Source organism: Variovorax paradoxus NBRC 15149, assembly GCF_001591365.1.
Lineage (GTDB): Bacteria > Pseudomonadota > Gammaproteobacteria > Burkholderiales > Burkholderiaceae_C > Variovorax > Variovorax paradoxus.
This window is the reverse complement of the sequence record NZ_BCUT01000001.1, coordinates 1,858,420-1,874,188: the sequence shown is the minus strand read 5'-3', so window position 1 is coordinate 1,874,188 and position 15,769 is coordinate 1,858,420. Positions and strand designations below refer to the sequence as shown.

The 15,769-nt window shown below is 68.9% G+C and carries 16 protein-coding genes; 13 read left to right on the top strand and 3 right to left on the bottom strand.

Annotated features, from left to right (window positions below):
- Positions 1 to 9: 9 nt before the first annotated feature.
- From VPA02S_RS08860 to VPA02S_RS08850, 3 genes are read right to left on the bottom strand one after another with little or no spacing between them, the layout of a single operon-like run.
- Entirely contained in the window at positions 10 to 1,074 is a 1,065-nt protein-coding gene (locus tag VPA02S_RS08860; protein WP_062363369.1) for a malate/lactate/ureidoglycolate dehydrogenase, read from the bottom strand.
- A gap of 7 nt (positions 1,075 to 1,081) precedes the next feature.
- On the bottom strand, positions 1,082 to 2,608 hold the full coding sequence (locus tag VPA02S_RS08855; RefSeq protein WP_062363366.1) for a UxaA family hydrolase: 1,527 nt from the start codon (positions 2,606 to 2,608) through the stop codon (positions 1,082 to 1,084).
- A complete protein-coding gene (locus tag VPA02S_RS08850) occupies positions 2,605 to 3,351 on the bottom strand; it encodes a FadR/GntR family transcriptional regulator (RefSeq protein WP_062363363.1) in 747 nt (248 codons plus the stop codon). The genes VPA02S_RS08855 and VPA02S_RS08850 overlap by 4 nt, the downstream gene beginning before the upstream one ends.
- A 136-nt stretch (positions 3,352 to 3,487) precedes the next feature.
- On the opposite strand from VPA02S_RS08850, the gene VPA02S_RS08845 reads away from it, so the two are divergent.
- The 13 genes from VPA02S_RS08845 to VPA02S_RS08785 all read left to right on the top strand — a co-directional run bounded on the left by VPA02S_RS08845 (position 3,488) and on the right by VPA02S_RS08785 (position 15,767).
- On the top strand, positions 3,488 to 4,222 hold the full coding sequence (locus VPA02S_RS08845) for an SDR family oxidoreductase (protein WP_062363360.1): 735 nt from the start codon (positions 3,488 to 3,490) through the stop codon (positions 4,220 to 4,222).
- Entirely contained in the window at positions 4,219 to 4,965 is a 747-nt protein-coding gene (locus tag VPA02S_RS08840; protein ID WP_062363358.1) for an SDR family NAD(P)-dependent oxidoreductase, read from the top strand. Before VPA02S_RS08845 ends, VPA02S_RS08840 begins: the two co-directional genes overlap by 4 nt.
- 29 nt (positions 4,966 to 4,994) lie before the next feature.
- Positions 4,995 to 5,843 carry a fumarylacetoacetate hydrolase family protein gene (locus tag VPA02S_RS08835; RefSeq protein ID WP_012745943.1) on the top strand — a complete coding sequence of 283 codons (849 nt, stop codon included), beginning with the start codon at positions 4,995 to 4,997 and terminating at the stop codon, positions 5,841 to 5,843.
- A 137-nt stretch (positions 5,844 to 5,980) separates the two neighbouring features.
- Positions 5,981 to 6,766, top strand: coding sequence for a GntR family transcriptional regulator (locus tag VPA02S_RS08830; RefSeq protein ID WP_062364442.1), 786 nt, complete (start codon positions 5,981 to 5,983; stop codon positions 6,764 to 6,766).
- Positions 6,767 to 6,787: 21 nt separating this feature from the next.
- Entirely contained in the window at positions 6,788 to 7,990 is a 1,203-nt protein-coding gene (locus VPA02S_RS08825) for an ABC transporter substrate-binding protein (RefSeq protein WP_062363355.1), read from the top strand.
- A gap of 337 nt (positions 7,991 to 8,327) precedes the next feature.
- A complete protein-coding gene (locus VPA02S_RS08820) occupies positions 8,328 to 9,200 on the top strand; it encodes a branched-chain amino acid ABC transporter permease (protein WP_012745946.1) in 873 nt (290 codons plus the stop codon).
- On the top strand, positions 9,197 to 10,180 hold the full coding sequence (locus VPA02S_RS08815) for a branched-chain amino acid ABC transporter permease (RefSeq protein ID WP_062363352.1): 984 nt from the start codon (positions 9,197 to 9,199) through the stop codon (positions 10,178 to 10,180). Before VPA02S_RS08820 ends, VPA02S_RS08815 begins: the two co-directional genes overlap by 4 nt.
- Positions 10,173 to 10,934, top strand: a complete 762-nt coding sequence (locus tag VPA02S_RS08810) for an ABC transporter ATP-binding protein (RefSeq protein WP_062363350.1) — start codon at positions 10,173 to 10,175, stop codon at positions 10,932 to 10,934. The genes VPA02S_RS08815 and VPA02S_RS08810 overlap by 8 nt, the downstream gene beginning before the upstream one ends.
- The gene (locus VPA02S_RS08805) at positions 10,931 to 11,641 is read left to right on the top strand and encodes an ABC transporter ATP-binding protein (RefSeq protein WP_062363347.1); all 711 of its coding nucleotides are present in this window, start codon (positions 10,931 to 10,933) and stop codon (positions 11,639 to 11,641) included. Before VPA02S_RS08810 ends, VPA02S_RS08805 begins: the two co-directional genes overlap by 4 nt.
- 50 nt (positions 11,642 to 11,691) lie before the next feature.
- Positions 11,692 to 12,648, top strand: coding sequence for a tripartite tricarboxylate transporter substrate binding protein (locus tag VPA02S_RS08800; protein ID WP_062363345.1), 957 nt, complete (start codon positions 11,692 to 11,694; stop codon positions 12,646 to 12,648).
- The gene (locus tag VPA02S_RS08795; RefSeq protein ID WP_062363342.1) at positions 12,645 to 13,934 is read left to right on the top strand and encodes a 3-isopropylmalate dehydratase large subunit; all 1,290 of its coding nucleotides are present in this window, start codon (positions 12,645 to 12,647) and stop codon (positions 13,932 to 13,934) included. Before VPA02S_RS08800 ends, VPA02S_RS08795 begins: the two co-directional genes overlap by 4 nt.
- Positions 13,931 to 14,446: a LeuD/DmdB family oxidoreductase small subunit gene (locus tag VPA02S_RS08790; protein ID WP_062363338.1), complete on the top strand. Its 516-nt coding sequence runs from the start codon at positions 13,931 to 13,933 to the stop codon at positions 14,444 to 14,446. Before VPA02S_RS08795 ends, VPA02S_RS08790 begins: the two co-directional genes overlap by 4 nt.
- A complete protein-coding gene (locus tag VPA02S_RS08785) occupies positions 14,433 to 15,767 on the top strand; it encodes an MmgE/PrpD family protein (protein ID WP_062363336.1) in 1,335 nt (444 codons plus the stop codon). Before VPA02S_RS08790 ends, VPA02S_RS08785 begins: the two co-directional genes overlap by 14 nt.
- Positions 15,768 to 15,769: the final 2 nt, after the last annotated feature.

Sequence of the window (15,769 nt, the reverse complement as noted above, 5' to 3'; positions counted from 1 at the left end):
ACGCGGGCTTTACGCGGCGGCGACCGCCACGCCCACCTTGGTTCCGGCCGCGACGATCTCGCCCCAGGTCGCATCGTCCAGCCAGATGCCGTCGCGCTCGCGCGCCACGCGTGCAGCGCGCTCCGGCTCGCCCGCGATCTGTACCTGGTCGAAGCCGGCGCCCGGCGGGCTCTGGCGCAGCCACTCGACGAAGGCCGTCGCCTCCTGCGCGAAGCTCTCCTGAGTTCCCAATTTGGCGGGGTCGATCAGGATCGTCAGCATGCCGTTGAGCACCGTGCGCGCCGTGTCGGCCGGGCGGTGCCAGGTGCCGCCGCCGGTGAGCGCGCCGCCCAGCAGCTCGCAGGCCATCGCCATGCCGTAGCCCTTGTGTTCGCCGAAGGTCATGAGCGCGCCGAACAGGCCGTTGGCCTGCGGCACCACCACCACGCCCGGGTCGTTGGTGGGCGCGCCGCGCTCGTCGATCAGGTAGCCGTCGGGCACGCGTTCGCCCTTGTTGTGGGCGACGCGCATCTTGCCCTGCGCCACGCGGCTGGTCGCAAAGTCGAGCAGGAAGGGCTCGGCGCCTGCGAGTGGAATGCCGATGCAGCACGGGTTGGTGCCGAAGCGCCCGTCGCCGCCGCCCCACGGCGCTACCACGGGCCGCGACAGCACGTTGACGAAGTGCATCGAGACCAGGCCCTTGGCCGTTGCCATTTCGGCAAAGTGCCCGATGCGGCCCAGGTGGTGTGCATTGGCGAGCGTGAAGATGCAGCTGCCGTGCTGCTTCGCCCGTGCAATGCCGAGTTCCATCGCCTGCACGCCGACGATCTGGCCATAGCCATGCTGGCCGTCGAGCGCGAGCAGCGTGCCGATGTCGGTGTTGATCTTGACCGCGGCATTGGGCACGAGGCCGCCTTCGGCCACCGCATCGACATAGCGCGGCAGCATGCCCACGCCATGCGAATCATGGCCGCTCAGGTTGGCCAGCACCAGGTTGTCGGCCACCTGCGCGGCTTCGGCCGGCGTGCTGCCGGCGGCTTCGAGGATGCGGGCGCATTGCGATCGCAGAACAGAGGAGGAAAGGGTTTGGGGCATAGGTTCCTTACATCACGGCGCCGACTTGCCACGGCACGAATTCATTCTGGCCGTAGCCATGTTTCTCGCTCTTCGAAGGCTCGCCGGACGCGGTGGCCAGCACCAGTTCGAAGATGCGCTGGCCCATCTCCTGGATCGAGCTGGTGCCATCCACGATCTCGCCGCAGTTGATGTCCATGTCTTCTTCCTGCCGCTGCCACAGCGCCGAGTTGGTCGCAAGCTTGAGCGAAGGAGAGGGCGCGCAGCCGTAGGCCGAGCCGCGTCCGGTGGTGAAGCAGATGATGTTCGCGCCGCCCGCGACCTGCCCAGTGGCGCTCACCGGGTCGTAGCCCGGCGTGTCCATGTAGACGAAGCCGTGCGCCGTGACCGGCTCGGCGTATTCGTACACCGCCTCGAGGTTGCTGGTGCCGCCCTTGGCCACCGCGCCGAGCGATTTTTCAAGGATGGTCGTCAGGCCGCCGGCCTTGTTGCCCGGCGAGGGGTTGTTGTTCATCTCGCCTTCGTTGATTGCGGTGTAGTGCTCCCACCACTTGATGCGGTCCACCAGCTTCTGGCCGACCTCGCGCCGGACGGCGCGGCGCGTGAGCAGATGCTCGGCGCCGTAGACCTCGGGCGTTTCGCTGAGGATAGCCGTGCCGCCGTGCGCCACCAGCAGGTCGACCGCCGCACCGAGGGCCGGATTGGCGCTGATGCCGGAGTACCCGTCCGAGCCGCCGCACTGCAGCCCGATCGTGATGTGCGCTGCGCTGCAGGGCTCGCGCTTGACCGCATTGGCGCGCGGCAGCATCTCGTTGATCAGTGCAATGCCTTTCTCCACCGTCTTGCGCGTGCCGCCGGTGTCCTGGATGTTGAAGGTGCGGAAGTTCTCGCCTTCGGCCAGGTGGCCGGTCGCGAGCCAGGCATTGATCTGGTTCGCCTCGCAGCCCAGGCCCACCACCAGCACGCCCGCGAAGTTGGGGTGCGTGGCATAGCCCGTGAGCGTGCGCTCCAGGATCTGCATGCCCATGCCCTGCGTGTCCATGCCGCAGCCCGTGCCGTGGGTGAGGGCCACGATGCCGTCGACGTTCGGGTAGCCGGCCAGCGCCGATGGATTGGTCTTGCGCGAAAAGTGGTCCGCAATGGCGCGCGCTGCAGTGGCCGAGCAGTTCACGCTCGTGAGCACGCCGATGTAGTTGCGCGTGGCCACGCGGCCGTCGGCCCGCCTGATGCCCATGAAGGTGGCCTCGCGCTTCGCGGGCGCGGGCTTCACGTCGGCGCCGAAGGCGTAGTCGCGTTCGAAGTCGCCCTTGTCGGGGCCCATGTCGAGGTTGTGCGTGTGCACATGCTCGCCGGCCGCAATCGGCTTGCTCGCGAAGCCGATGATCTGGTTGTAGCGGCGCACCGGTTCGCCGGCGGCAATGGCGTGCGTCGCCACCTTGTGCCCGGCGGGAATCAGGCCGCGCACGGCAAAGTCTTCGACCTTGGCGCCGCCGACCAGCTGGCTGCGCGCGATCACGACATCGTCGGCCGGATGCAGGCGAATGAAGGGATTCATCGTGGAACTCGTGTTGTGTGGGAATCGGAAGGAGGAGCGGTTTTTTTCGCGCGGCGCCAGCTCGCGCTGAACCGCTGGTGCGAGTTGTCCATGTGGGCGTGCATGGCGGCGCGCGCGGCCTCGGGGTCGCGCGCGGCCACGGCGTCGCGGATGGCCTCGTGCTCGGCAATGGCCGAGCGCCAGGAGGCCACCGTCTCGAAGTAGCCGCCCAGCCGCGTGAAGATCGGGCCGTTGCGCGAATCCCAGAAGCTCTGCACCGTTTCCACCAGCACGGCGTTGCCGCTGGCATTGACGATGGCCACGTGGAATTCGCGGTCGCCCTCGAGCGGCAGTATTTCGCGGTCGGCGAGCCCGCGCATCGTTTCGATGGCGCGGCTCATGGCGTCGATGTCCTTGCGCTTGCCCATGGCAGCCGCAATGGCGGCGGTCTCGCCCTCGATCACGCGGCGCGCGCGGATCAGCTCCAGCGGGCCCCATTCGGTGGGCGCCACCGGCTTGCTCGCGCGGTGCGAGCGGTCCAGCACATACACGCCCGAACCCGTGCGAACCTCGACCCAGCCCTCGACCTCGAGCGCGATCAGCGCCTCGCGCACCGAGGGCCGGCTCACGCCGAGCTGCTGGGCCAGGTCGCGCTCCGCCGGCAGCCGCGCGCCGACGGCGAACTCGCCCTTGCCGATCAGCCCGCGGAGCTGGTCGGCAATCTGGCGATAGAGGCGCTGGGGTTCGACGGTCTGGAGCGGCACGGTGGTGGGGTTAAGGGTTGTCCTGAATTGGACAAGTGGTAAGGCCAATTCAGAATACGATCCGTACCGCGCCGCTGCCATCGGGCCAAACCCTGAACGCTGAACGGCCGGTGCGCCACTTTCCAAGGAGACATGCATGAGACTCAAGGGCAAGACCGTGCTCGTGACGGCGGCCGGACAAGGCATCGGCCACGCGAGCGTGCTCGCCATGGCCGCCGAAGGCGCGCAGGTGTGGGCGACCGACGTGAATGAGAAGCTGCTCGAGCGCTACGCGGGCGTTGCCAACGTGCGCACGGCCAGGCTCGACGTGCTCGACAAGGACGCGATCGGCGCCTTCTTCAAGAGTCTTCCCGCGCTCGACGTGCTGTTCAACTGCGCCGGCGTGGTGCACAACGGCACCGCGCTCGAGGCCACCGACAAGGACCTCGAATTCGCGTTCACCCTCAACGTGCGCGCGCAGTTCTGGACCATCCAGGCCGCGCTGCCCGGCATGCTGGCTGCGGGGCGCGGCAGCATCATCAACATGGCGAGCGTCTGCTCCAGCATGAAGGGCCTGCCCAACCGCTTCGTCTACGGCACCACCAAGGCCGCGGTGCTGGGCCTGACCAAGAGCGTGGCGGCGGACTTCGTGGCGCGCGGCATCCGCTGCAATGCGGTGTGTCCCGGCACGGTCGACACGCCCTCGCTCGGCGAGCGCATCAATGCCAACGAAGACCCCGAAGCGGCGCGCAAGGCCTTCATCGCGCGCCAGCCCATGGGGCGGCTTGCGCAAGCCGAGGAGATCGCACCCGTGGTGGTGTTCCTGGCGAGCGACGAATCGGTGTTCGCCACCGGCCAGGCCTTCACGGTGGACGGCGGCATCACCATATGAACCAGCTCGACTTCGCGGGCCGCCACGCGGTGGTGACCGGCGGCGCGGCGGGGTTGGGCTACGGCATTGCCGAGCGGCTGATCGCATCGGGCGGCAGCGTCACGCTCTGGGACCGCGACGAGGCTGCCGCCGGCAAGGCCGCGGCGGCGCTCGGCCCCAAGGCCTTTGCCGTGAAGGCCGACGTGGCGCAGCAGGCTTCCGTCGCTGCGGCCGTGGCGGCCACGCTCGCGCATTCGCCGCGCATCGATGCGCTGGTCAACAGCGCCGGCATCACCGGTCCCAACACCAGGCTGTGGGACTACCCGGTGGACGATTGGCGGCAGGTGATGGAGGTCAACATCAACGGCGTCTTCCTGTGCTGCCGCGAAGTGGTGGCGCAGATGCGCGCGCAGGGTTACGGCCGCATCGTCAACATCGCTTCGGTCGCGGGCAAGGAGGGCAACCCGAACGCCAGCGCGTACAGTGCAAGCAAGGCCGCCGTCATTGCGCTCACCAAGTCGCTGGGCAAGGAGCTGGCCGACACCGGCATCCGCGTCAACTGCGTGACGCCCGCGGCGGTGAAGACCGCCATCTTCGACCAGATGACACCGGAGCACATCGCATTCATGCTCTCGAAGATTCCCATGGGCCGCTTCGGCACGGTGGAGGAGGTGGCCGCGATGGTCGGCTGGCTCTGCACCGAAGATTGCTCGTTCTCCACCGGCGCCGTGTTCGACCTGTCCGGCGGCCGCTCCACTTACTAAGTCAGTCAGTCTCCCCAAGAAAGGACCACATGAAACTCGTTCGCTATGGCAACCCCGGCAAGGAAAAGCCCGGCCTCATCGATGACAACGGCCAGCTGCGCGACCTGAGCGCGCTGGTCAAGGACATCGGGCCCGAGCAGCTCGGCGATGCCGCGCTGGCCAAGCTGCGCAAGCAGAAGGTCGACAAGCTGCCGCTGGTCAAGGGCAAGCCGCGCTTCGGCAGCCCGGTGGCCAACGTCGGCAAGTTCATTGCCATCGGCCTGAACTACGCCGACCACGCGGCCGAGTCCGGCCTGCCGATTCCGAAGGAGCCGGTGGTCTTCATGAAGGCCACCAGCTGCATCCAGGGCCCGAACGATCCGGTCATGCTGCCCAAGAACTCGGTCAAGAGCGACTGGGAAGTCGAGCTCGGCGTGGTCATCGGCACGCGCGCGCGCTATGTCTCGCAGAAGGACGCGCTCAACTTCGTGGCCGGCTACTGCACCATCAACGACGTGAGCGAGCGCGAGTTCCAGATCGAGCGCGGCGGCACCTGGGACAAGGGCAAGGGCTGCGACACCTTCGGCCCGATCGGCCCCTGGCTCGTGACGCGCGACGAAGTGCCCAACCCGCAGAAGCTGTCGATGTGGCTCGACCTCAACGGCAAGCGCATGCAGACCGGCAGCACCAAGACGATGATCTTCAGCATCGCCAAGATCGTGAGCTACCTGAGCCAGTTCATGACGCTCCTGCCCGGCGACGTCATCACCACCGGCACGCCGCCCGGCGTGGGCCTGGGCATGAAGCCGCCGCTCTACCTGAAGAAGGGCGACGTGATGACGCTGGGCATCGAAGGCCTGGGCGACCAGCGCCAGGAAGTGGTTCCGTTCAAGCTGTAAGCCAACAACCAGCGAGCAGCCAGGAAGCGGCGCGGCGGGCATTGGCCCGGCGCGCCGTTCTTGTTTGTGCGGCGTCGGTTTTAAATGTCCCATTGACAGAACATTGAAACTGCAAAAACATCAAAGGCATGTCGCAGATGCCTTTGCCGAAGTACCACCAGATCTACCTGGTCCTGCGTGAGCAGCTGCACGAAGGCCGTTTCGCCGAGGGGCTGCCCGGCGAGCTTGCGCTCATGGCGCAGTTCAACGTGGCGCGTGTCACGGTGCGGCGCGCTCTCGAGCAGCTGTCTTCCGAAGGCCTGATCGCGCGCAACCCGGGGCGCCGCACGCGCGCGCTGCCGCCCGTGCTCGCAGGCGAAGCGAACGGTAGCGGCAACGGCATGGAGCGCGCCAATCTGCGCGGCCTGCTCGAGAACCTGGTGACGATGGGCCTGCACACCTCGGTGAAGGTGATCGAGGTGGCCACCATCACGGCCTCCACCCAGGTGGCCGAGGCGCTGCAGCTGCAGCTGGGCGACCCGGTGCAGAAGGCGGTGCGCGTGCGCTCCACCAAGGAAGGCCCGCTCTCGCACATCACCACCTACGTGCCCGACACGATCGCGCGCCGCTTCGGCCGCCGCGAGCTGTCGAAGAAGCCCATTCTCGTGCTGCTCGAGGAGTCGGGCGTCAAGGTAGGGCGCGCGCACCAGACCATCTCCGCGCGGCTGGCCGACAGCCTGATCGCGCAGCACCTCGACGTGTCGGTCGGCTCCGCGCTGCTTGCGGTGCGCCGCCTGATCTACGACGAGGATGAGCGGCCCGTGCAGTGGCTGCACGGCCTCTACCGCCCCGACCGCTACACCTACGAAATGCAGCTCTCCCGCGTGGGCGGCATCGACGCGAAGGTGTGGGTCAGCAAAGACGTGTCAGCCAAGTTCAACTGAAGAGAAGAAAAGGAAAGCCCCATGCAGAACCGCCGCAGTTTCGTGTCGCAGTCCGCCGCCCTGGCGACCGCCGTCGCCTTTCCGCTCGTGGCCGGCGCGCAGCCCAAGGCCGTCAAGGTCGGCGTGCTGCATCCGGTCACCGGGGCGCTTGCCTATTCGGGCCAGCAGTGCCGCCTTGGCGCGCTGATGGCCATCGAGGACATCAACGCTGCCGGCGGCATCAAGGCGCTCGGCGGTGCGAAGCTCGAGGCCCTGCTGGGCGACGCGCAGTCGCAGCCGCAAGCCGGCGCGGCCGAGGTCGAGAAGATGAACGAAGCCGGCGTCTCTGCCATCGTGGGCGCCTACGCCTCGGCCATCTGCCTGGCGACCACGCAGGCAGCAGCCAAGTACAACCTGCCGCACGTGGTCGACGTGGGCGTGGCCGACCAGATCGTCGAACGCGGCCTGAAGAACACCTTCCGCTTCGGCCCCGGCTACAGGAAGTCGACCGAGGTGGCCATGGCCAACCTGCTGGTGCTCAACAAGGCCGCGGGCAACCCGGCCAAGACCGTGATGATCATCCACGAGGAGTCGCTGTTCGGCGCCGGCACCGCGCAGCTGCTCTCGCGCGAGCTGCCGGGCTACGGCCTCGAGGTGAAGGAGGTGGTGAAGCACGCCAACCCCACGCGCGACTTCAACAACATCGTGCTGCGCATGAAGTCGGTCAACCCCGACATCGTGATCCCGGCCAACTACTACAACGAGTACGCGCTGCTGGTGCGCACCATGCAGCAGCAGAAGGTGGTGCCCAAGGCGATCTTCTCGGTGCTGGGCGGCGCCGCATCGAGCTACAAGTTCGTGAAGGAGTTTCCGGACGCGGCCAACGGCATCATCGACTGCAACCACTGGTTCAACCCGAAGGACAAGCGCTCGCAGGAGCTGCGCAAGCGCGTGGAGGCCAAGGGCCAGTTCTTCAGCTACGAGGTCTTCATGACCTACACCGCGATGTGGCTGCTGGCCGATGCGCTGGAGCGCGCGAAGTCGGCCGAACGCGCGGCCATCGTCGACGCGCTGGAGAAGAGCACCTTCTCGAACCACATCATGCCGTACGGCCCGACGAAGTTCGTCAACGGACAGAACGAGGGCGCGCAGCCGTTGATGACGCAGGTGGTGAAGAACGATATCAAAGTGATCATTCCGCGCGACTACCGCGAGGTGGAGCCTGTGTTTCCGCTCCGGGCATGAACTTCTTGTGTTTGAGCGTCGGAGGCGGTGACGGGCGGTCTGGCTCTGGGCGTCCGACGTCACCGGTCCTTCGGACTTCGCTGCCGGCAAGCCCCCCGTATTCCGCCGATCGTCGATCAAGCATGGAGCCCGGTATGCGGTGCGGGTCGGGCGAACCCCTCTGCGCCGCCGAGGAGCGCAGCGTTTCGCGGATCAGGGCTCGCAGCTGTTTGAGCGTAGCGAGTTCTGCGAGACCCCGCGAAACGCGAGCACCGCAGGGCAGCCCGAAGGGCCGGCGCAGTGGGGTCGCACGGCCCGCACCGCATACCGGGCGGATCCCACAAGGCGCACAAAGCAAATGTTCGATCTAAGCATCCTCTTCCCCTCGATCCTGAACGGCCTCACCACAGGCGCCGTGTACGCATTGATCGCGCTGGGACTCACGCTGATCTACGGCGTGCTTCACATCATCAACTTCGCCCACGGCGCCTGCCTGATGCTCGCGCTGTACGCCGTCTACTTTCTCAAGGAGCGCTGGGGCATCGACCCGTACATGGCGCTGCCCATCGCGGTGGCCGGCATGTTCGCGCTCGGCTACGCGCTGCAGCGCATCGTCATCAACCGCGCGGGCCACGGCAAGGACGAGAACATCCTGCTCGCCACGCTCGGCATCGCCATCGTCATGGAGAACCTCGCGCTGCTGTTCTTCAAGTCGGACACGCGCAGCATCGACACCGCCTATTCGCTCAGCACCGTCGCCATCGGCCCCGCGATGATCGCCGTGCCCAAGCTCGTGGCCTTCGCGGGGGCGCTCGTGGTGTCGGGCATCCTGTTCTGGATCATGGGCCGCACCGACCTCGGCCGTGCCATCCGCGCCGTCGCCAAGGAGAAGGAAGGCGCCAAGCTCATGGGCATCGACGTCGACCATGTCTACGCCATGAGCTTCGGCATCGGCCTGGCCTGCCTCGGCGCGGCGGCCTGCTTTCTGCTGCCGGCCTACTACGTCAACCCGCAGGTGGGCGGCGGCTTCGTGCTCGTGGCCTTCACCATCGTGGTGCTCGGCGGCATGGGCAGCTTCGTCGGCGCGCTCATCGGCGGCCTCCTGGTCGGCGTGGTCGAGTCGCTCGGCGGGCTGTACCTGGGCGAATCGCTCGGGCAGATCGGCATCTTCGCGATCTTCATCGGCGTGGTGCTGTTCCGTCCCCAGGGCATGTTCGGAGCCAGGGCATGAGCAGCGCACGCGCACAACTCGCGGGCATCGCGCTCTTCGCGGTGCTGGTCGGCTGCGTGCCGCTCGCCACCAAGTCGGGCGTCGCGCTGAACTTCGTGATGATGGCGCTCTACGCCACGCTCATTGCGCAGGCCTGGAACATCCTCGGCGGCTTCGGCGGGCAGTTCTCGTTCGGGCATGCGCTGTTCTTCGGCACCGGCGCCTACATCCAGGCCATCGCGCAGCTGCAAGGCGGCATCAACGCCTGGGCCGCGCTGCCGCTGGCGGTGGCCGGCGCCGCGGGGGTCGGGCTCTTCGTCGGCGCGCTGAGCTTCCGCTATGGCCTCAAGGGCTCCTACTTCGCGCTCGTCACGCTGGCCTTCGCGGAGGTGTTCCGCATCCTCGCGCTGTCGGTGAATTTCACGGGCGGCGGCGTGGGCCTGATGGTGCCGCTGCGCGAGTCGGCGGCCAACCTGCAGTTCGCCTCGCGCGCCGGCTACCTGTGGCTGGTGCTGGCCATGGTGGTGCTGGCGCTGCTCGTCACCTGCTGGCTGCGCAACGGCCGCTTCGGCGCCTACCTGCAGGCCGTGCGCGACAACGAGGATGCGGCGCGCGCCGTGGGCGTGAACCCGTTTCGCGTCAAGCTCGCGGCCATCGGCCTCTCGGCCGCCTTCATGGGTGCGGCCGGCGCGTTCTATGTGCAGGTGTTCCAGTACATCGACGCCGGCATCGCCTACGGCCCGGCCGTCTCGGTCGAAGCGCTGGTGGCCGCCATCGTGGGCGGCATGGGCACGCTGTGGGGCCCGGTGCTGGGCGCGGTCGTGCTGCACCTGCTGTCGGATTTCACGCGCAACCTGTTCGGCGAGCTGCCGGGCATCAACATGGTGATCTACGGCACGGTGCTGGTCGTGATCGTGATCTTCCTGCCGCGCGGCGTCGCGGGGCTGGGGCTGTCGGTGCGGCAGCTGTGGAATGCAAAGCAGGGAGGCCGCCATGACTGAGACGCTGCTGGCCGTGGGCGGACTCTCGCGTTCCTTCGGCGGACTGAAGGCCGTGCAGGACGTCAGCCTGTCGGTGAAGGAGGGCAGCCTGAGCGCGCTGATCGGCCCCAACGGCGCCGGCAAGACCACGCTCTTCGCGCTGATGTCGGGCTTCCTCAAGCCCGACGCCGGCACTGTGCGCTTCGCGGGCCAGGACATCACGGGCCGCGAGCCGCACCGCAATGCGCTGCTCGGCATGACGCGCACCTTCCAGATCGTCAAGCCTTTTGCGGCGCAGACGGTGCGCGAGAACATCGCGGTCGGTGCGCACCTGCACCTGCGCGGCCGCCGCGAGGCGCTGGCGCATGCCGAGGCCATCGCGCTGCGCGTGGGCCTTGCGCCGCAGCTCGACAAACCCGCGTCGGACCTCACGGTGGCCGGCCGCAAGCGGCTCGAACTGGCGCGCGCGCTGGCCACGCGCCCGCGCCTGCTGCTGCTCGACGAAGTGCTGGCCGGCCTCAACCCGCAGGAGATCGCCGAGATGATGCCGGTGGTGCGCGGCATTGCCGACAGCGGCGTCACGGTGCTGATGATCGAGCACGTGATGCAGGCCGTGATGCACCTGGCCGAACATGTGTGGGTGCTGGCGCAGGGCCAGCTGATTGCCGAAGGCAGCCCGGCGCAAGTGACCTCCGACGACAAGGTCGTCGAGGCCTACCTGGGCCATGGCACCGCGGCGCGGCTGCGCAAGGCCGCTTCGGGAGCTGCCGAATGACCGCATTGCTGGATATCCAGGGCCTGCGCGGCGGCTACGGCCGCGTCGAGGTGCTGCGCGGCGTCGACCTGCAGGTGAACGCCGGCGAAATGGTCGCGCTGCTCGGCAGCAACGGCGCGGGCAAGTCCACCCTCAACAAGATGGTCTGCGGCCTGTGCCCCGCCTGGGGCGGCAATGTGCGCTTCGACGGCAAGGACCTGAGCGGCGCGCACTACCGCGACGTGGTCAAGGCGGGCCTCATCCAGGTGCCCGAGGGCCGCAAGGTGTTTCCCAACCTCAGCGTGCTGGAGAACCTGGAGCTCGGCTCCTTCACTCGCGCCCGCGAGCGCCGCGCGGCCAACGTCGAGAAGATGTTCCACATCTTCCCGCGGCTGCGCGAACGCATGGCGCAGCACGCCGGCACCATGAGCGGCGGCGAGCAGCAGATGCTGGCCATCGCGCGCGGGCTCATGGCCGAGCCCGTGCTGCTGATCCTCGACGAGCCCTCGCTCGGCCTCTCGCCGCGGCTGGTGGAGGAGATGTTCACGCTGATCCGCGAGCTGCGGGACGGCGGCCTCGCGGTACTGCTGGTGGAGCAGAACGTGGGCCAGTCGCTCGAGATCGCGGACCGCGCCTACGTGCTGGAGAACGGCAGTGTTCGCTTTTCGGGCCTGCCCGGCGAGCTGCTCGGCAGCGACGAACTGCGGCGCGCCTACCTGGGGCTCTGAAGCCCGCACATCACATTGAGATACCCCCGATTTCCTCGGAGACAAGACACATGAAGAGACGCGACACCCTTCTTCTTCCACTGGCTGCCGCATTTGCCGGCAGCGCGTTCGCGCAGATCGGCAATGCGCCGGTGCGCATCCTCGTCGGTGCGCCCGCGGGCGGCTCGACCGACACGCTGGCCCGTTCGCTGGCCGTGAGCATGGGCCCGGCGCTCGGGCGCACCGTGATCGTCGAGAACCGGCCCGGCGCGGGCGGCAATATCGCGGCCGATGCCGTGGCCAAGGCCGCGCCCGACGGCAACACGCTGCTGATGAGCTTCACCAGCCATGCGATCAATGCCACGCTCTATCCGGCGCTGCCCTTCGACCCGGTGAAGGACTTCACCGCGCTCACCTGCGTGGCGACCTCGCCCTCGATCCTCGTCGCGCATCCGTCGGTGCCCGCGAAGGACGTGCGCGAACTCATTGCGCTCGCCAAGGCGAAGCCGGGCCAGCTCAACTTCGCGATCGGCGCGGTGGGCTCGTCGCTGCACATGGCGGGCGAGGCCTTCAAGATGCAGTCGGGCGTCGACATCGTGAACATCCCCTACAAGGGCACCTCGCCCGCCGTGCAGGACGTGCTCGCCGGCCAGGTGCAGCTGATGTTCGCGGCCGTGGGCAACGTCAAGGCGCACATCCAGGCCGGCAAGCTCAGGGCGCTGGGCGTGACCACGGCCAGGCGGTTGCCGGCCTTTCCCGACGTGCCCGCCATTGCCGAGGCGCTGCCGGGCTACGAGTCGAGCGCATGGTTCGGCCTCTTCGGCCCGGCCCGCATGCCGGCGGAGCGCGTGAAGCAGGTCGGCGATGCCGCACGCCATGCACTGCAGCAGGCCGACATGCGCCAGCGGCTCGAAACCGAGGGCGCGATACCGGTGGGCAACTCGTCCGAACAGTTCTCCGCCTTCGTGCAGAGCGAGATCACGCGCTGGGCCAAGGTCGTCAAGTTCTCGGGAGCCAAGCCGGAATGACCTCCAACGCTCCAGACCGCGCGCCGGCCCAACAGACGCTGGCGCAGAAGCTCATCGCGCGCGCCAGCGGCCGCGCGCAGGTGGCGGTGGGCGAGATCGTGACCTGCGGCGTCGACATGGCCATGTTCCACGACTCCTCCGGTCCGCGCCGGCTGCAGCCGATGCTCGAGGAGCTCGGCGCGCAGATCTGGGACCGCTCGCGCGTGGTGCTCGTGATGGACCACTACGTGCCCGAGCGCGACGACGATTCGCGCCGCATCGTGCGCATTGCGCGCGACTGGGCGCGCGACCAGCAGCTGCCGCACGTGTACGACAGCCAGGGCATCTGCCACGTGGTGGTGCCGCAGCACGGCCACATCCGCCCCGGCATGCTGTGCGTGGGCGGCGATTCTCATTCGCCCACGGGCGGCGCATTCGGCGCCTACATGTTCGGCATCGGCAGCACCGAGATGCTGGGCGTGATGGTCACCGGCGAGATCTGGCTGCGCGTGCCGGAGACCATCCGCATGTGGTGGGACGGCGCGCTGCCCGCCGGCGTGACCGCCAAGGACATGATGCTGCACATGATCGGCCGCTTCGGCATGAACGGCGGGCGCTACCAGGCGGTGGAGTTCGCGGGCCCGGCCGTCGCCGCGCTGTCGATGCAGGAGCGCATGACGCTCTCCAACATGAGCGCCGAGCTGGGCGCGCAGGCCGGCCTGATCGCGCCCGATGCCACCACCGCCGCATTCCTCGCACAAGCCGGTGCCCCGCCGGTCGACATGGCGCCGTGGTTCACCGACGAAGGCGCCGCGCTCACGCACCACCGCTTCGATGCCGCCGCGCTCGAGCCCTACGTCGCCGCGCCGCACAGCCCGGCCAACGCGCACGGCGTGAGCCGCTACCTGGGCACGCATGTCGACGTGGCCTACATCGGCGCCTGCACCGGCGCCAAGCTCGACGACCTGCGCGCCGCGGCCCAGGTGCTGCGCGGCCACAAGGTGGCGGCGGGCATCCGCCTGATCGTGGCGCCGGCCAGCCTGCACGACCAGGAGCAGGCGCGCGAAGAGGGCGTGCTGCAGGTGCTGATGGACGCCGGCGCCGAACTCTTCCCGACCGCCTGCGGCGCCTGCTCGGGCTACGGCGATCCGATGGGCGACGGCATCACGGTGATCTCGACCACGGCACGCAACTTCAAGGGCCGCATGGGCTCGCCGACCGCGCAGGTGTACCTGGGCTCGCCCTACACGGTGGCGGCGGCCGCACTGCGCGGCTGCGTGACCGACCCGCGCGAGGTGCTCGCATGACTGCGGAAACCCTGCACCGGGTGTGGCGCCTGGGCGCCGACATCGACACCGATGCGCTCGCGCCCGGCCATGCGATGAAGCACGGCATCGACGTGATCGCAAAGCATTGCCTCGAAGCCGTCCGCCCCGATTTCGCGCGCGGCGTGCGCCCCGGCGACGTGATCGTGGCCGGGCCGAACTTCGGCATCGGCTCGTCGCGTGAGCAGGCCGCGGCCGTGCTCGTGCAGCTGGGCGTGGCCGCGGTGATCGCGCCTTCGTACAGCGGCCTGTATTTCCGCAATGCCTTCAACGTGGGCCTGCTGCTCCTGACCTGCGCCGAAGCCGAGTCGCTGCAGGACGGCGAACGCATCGTGCTCGACACCCGCACGCCCGCCGTGCGCACCGCTGATGCGCGCACGCTTGCCTGCGAGCCCGTGCCAGGCTTCCTGATGGACATGGTCGATGCCGGCGGCCTGCTGCAGCTGCTGCGCCGGCGCATCGCCGCCAAGAAAGAAGCCGATGCAGGGCGCTGAACACGATCCGCAACGCGCCGTGCTGCAAGCCACGGTGGCGCTGCACGCGGCGCAGCCGGCCACCGCCGAGGCCGCATCGCAGGCGCGGCGCCTGCTGGCCGATACCGTCTGCTGCGCGCTCGCGGGCCGGCATGCGAGCGAGGTGCAGCGCCTCGAAGCCGCGCTCGCAGCCTGCGAACCCGGCGACTTTTCTTTTCCCGGCGGCCCGCCGATGGCGGTGCAGGCCGCCGCGCAGGTGCTGGCCATGGCCGCGACCTGGGACGAGGCCTGCGAAGGCCATGCTCTCGCGCACGGCCGGCCCGGCGTGCCGCTGGTGGCGGCGCTGCTGCCGCTCGCACTGCGGCGCGGCGCCAGCCTTGGCGAGTTCATCGATGCCTTCGTGCTCGGCTATGAGGTCGGCGCGCGCTGCGGCGCCTGGCTGCGCATCCGGCCGGGCATGCATGTCGATGCGAACTGGCCCGCGCTGGGCGTGGCGGCCGGCGTGGCGCGCCTGCTCGCGCTGCCGCTGGCGGGCATCGTGCAGGCCATCGACATCGCGGCCTGCCAGCTCGCGACCAGCCTCTACCTGCCGGTGCAGCAGGGCCGCACCGCGCGCAATACCTACCTCGGCCACAGCGCATCGCTGGGGCTGCAGGCGGCCTTTGCCAGCGCGGCGGGCATCGATGCGCCGGACGGTGCGCTGGCTCACTACGCGCACGCGCATTCGGCCGCCACCGCGCAGCCGCTGCCCGATGCGGCGACCCTGCTGCTGCGCGATGCCTACCTCAAGCCCTTCGCGGCCGTGCGCCACGTGCACTACGGCGCGACCGCCGCGTGCCGCATCCGCGAGCAGCTGGCCCAGGACACCACCGGCATCCAGGGCATCGTGCTCAAGATATACGAAGAGGCCATCGTCTACTGCGGCAACCGCGCGCCGCGCACGCCGATCCAGGCGCAGTTCAGCCTCTCCTTCGGCGTCGCGGCGATGCTGCGCTTCGGCGATGTCGATCCCTCGGCCTATGCCGCGCCGCGCTTCGACGATGCCGAGCTGCGGCGGCTCGAAGCCCTGGTCGTGCTCGAAACCGATGCCGGCCTCACGGCGCGCAAGCAGCGCGGCGCCACGCTCCAGGTGTCGCACGCGGGCGGCACGCTCGCGCAGACCGTCGGCACCATCGCGGGCGATGCCGCCCATCCGCTCGACCGCGCGGCGCTCGCCGCCAAGTTCGCGCACTACGCCGCGCACAGCGTGCCGGCCCCGCAGGCCGCGCGCTTCTGCGACGGCGTGCTGGATGCGCCCGCCGGTACCCGTCTTCGTGCGCTGTGGCAGCAGCTTGCCGCCTGAAT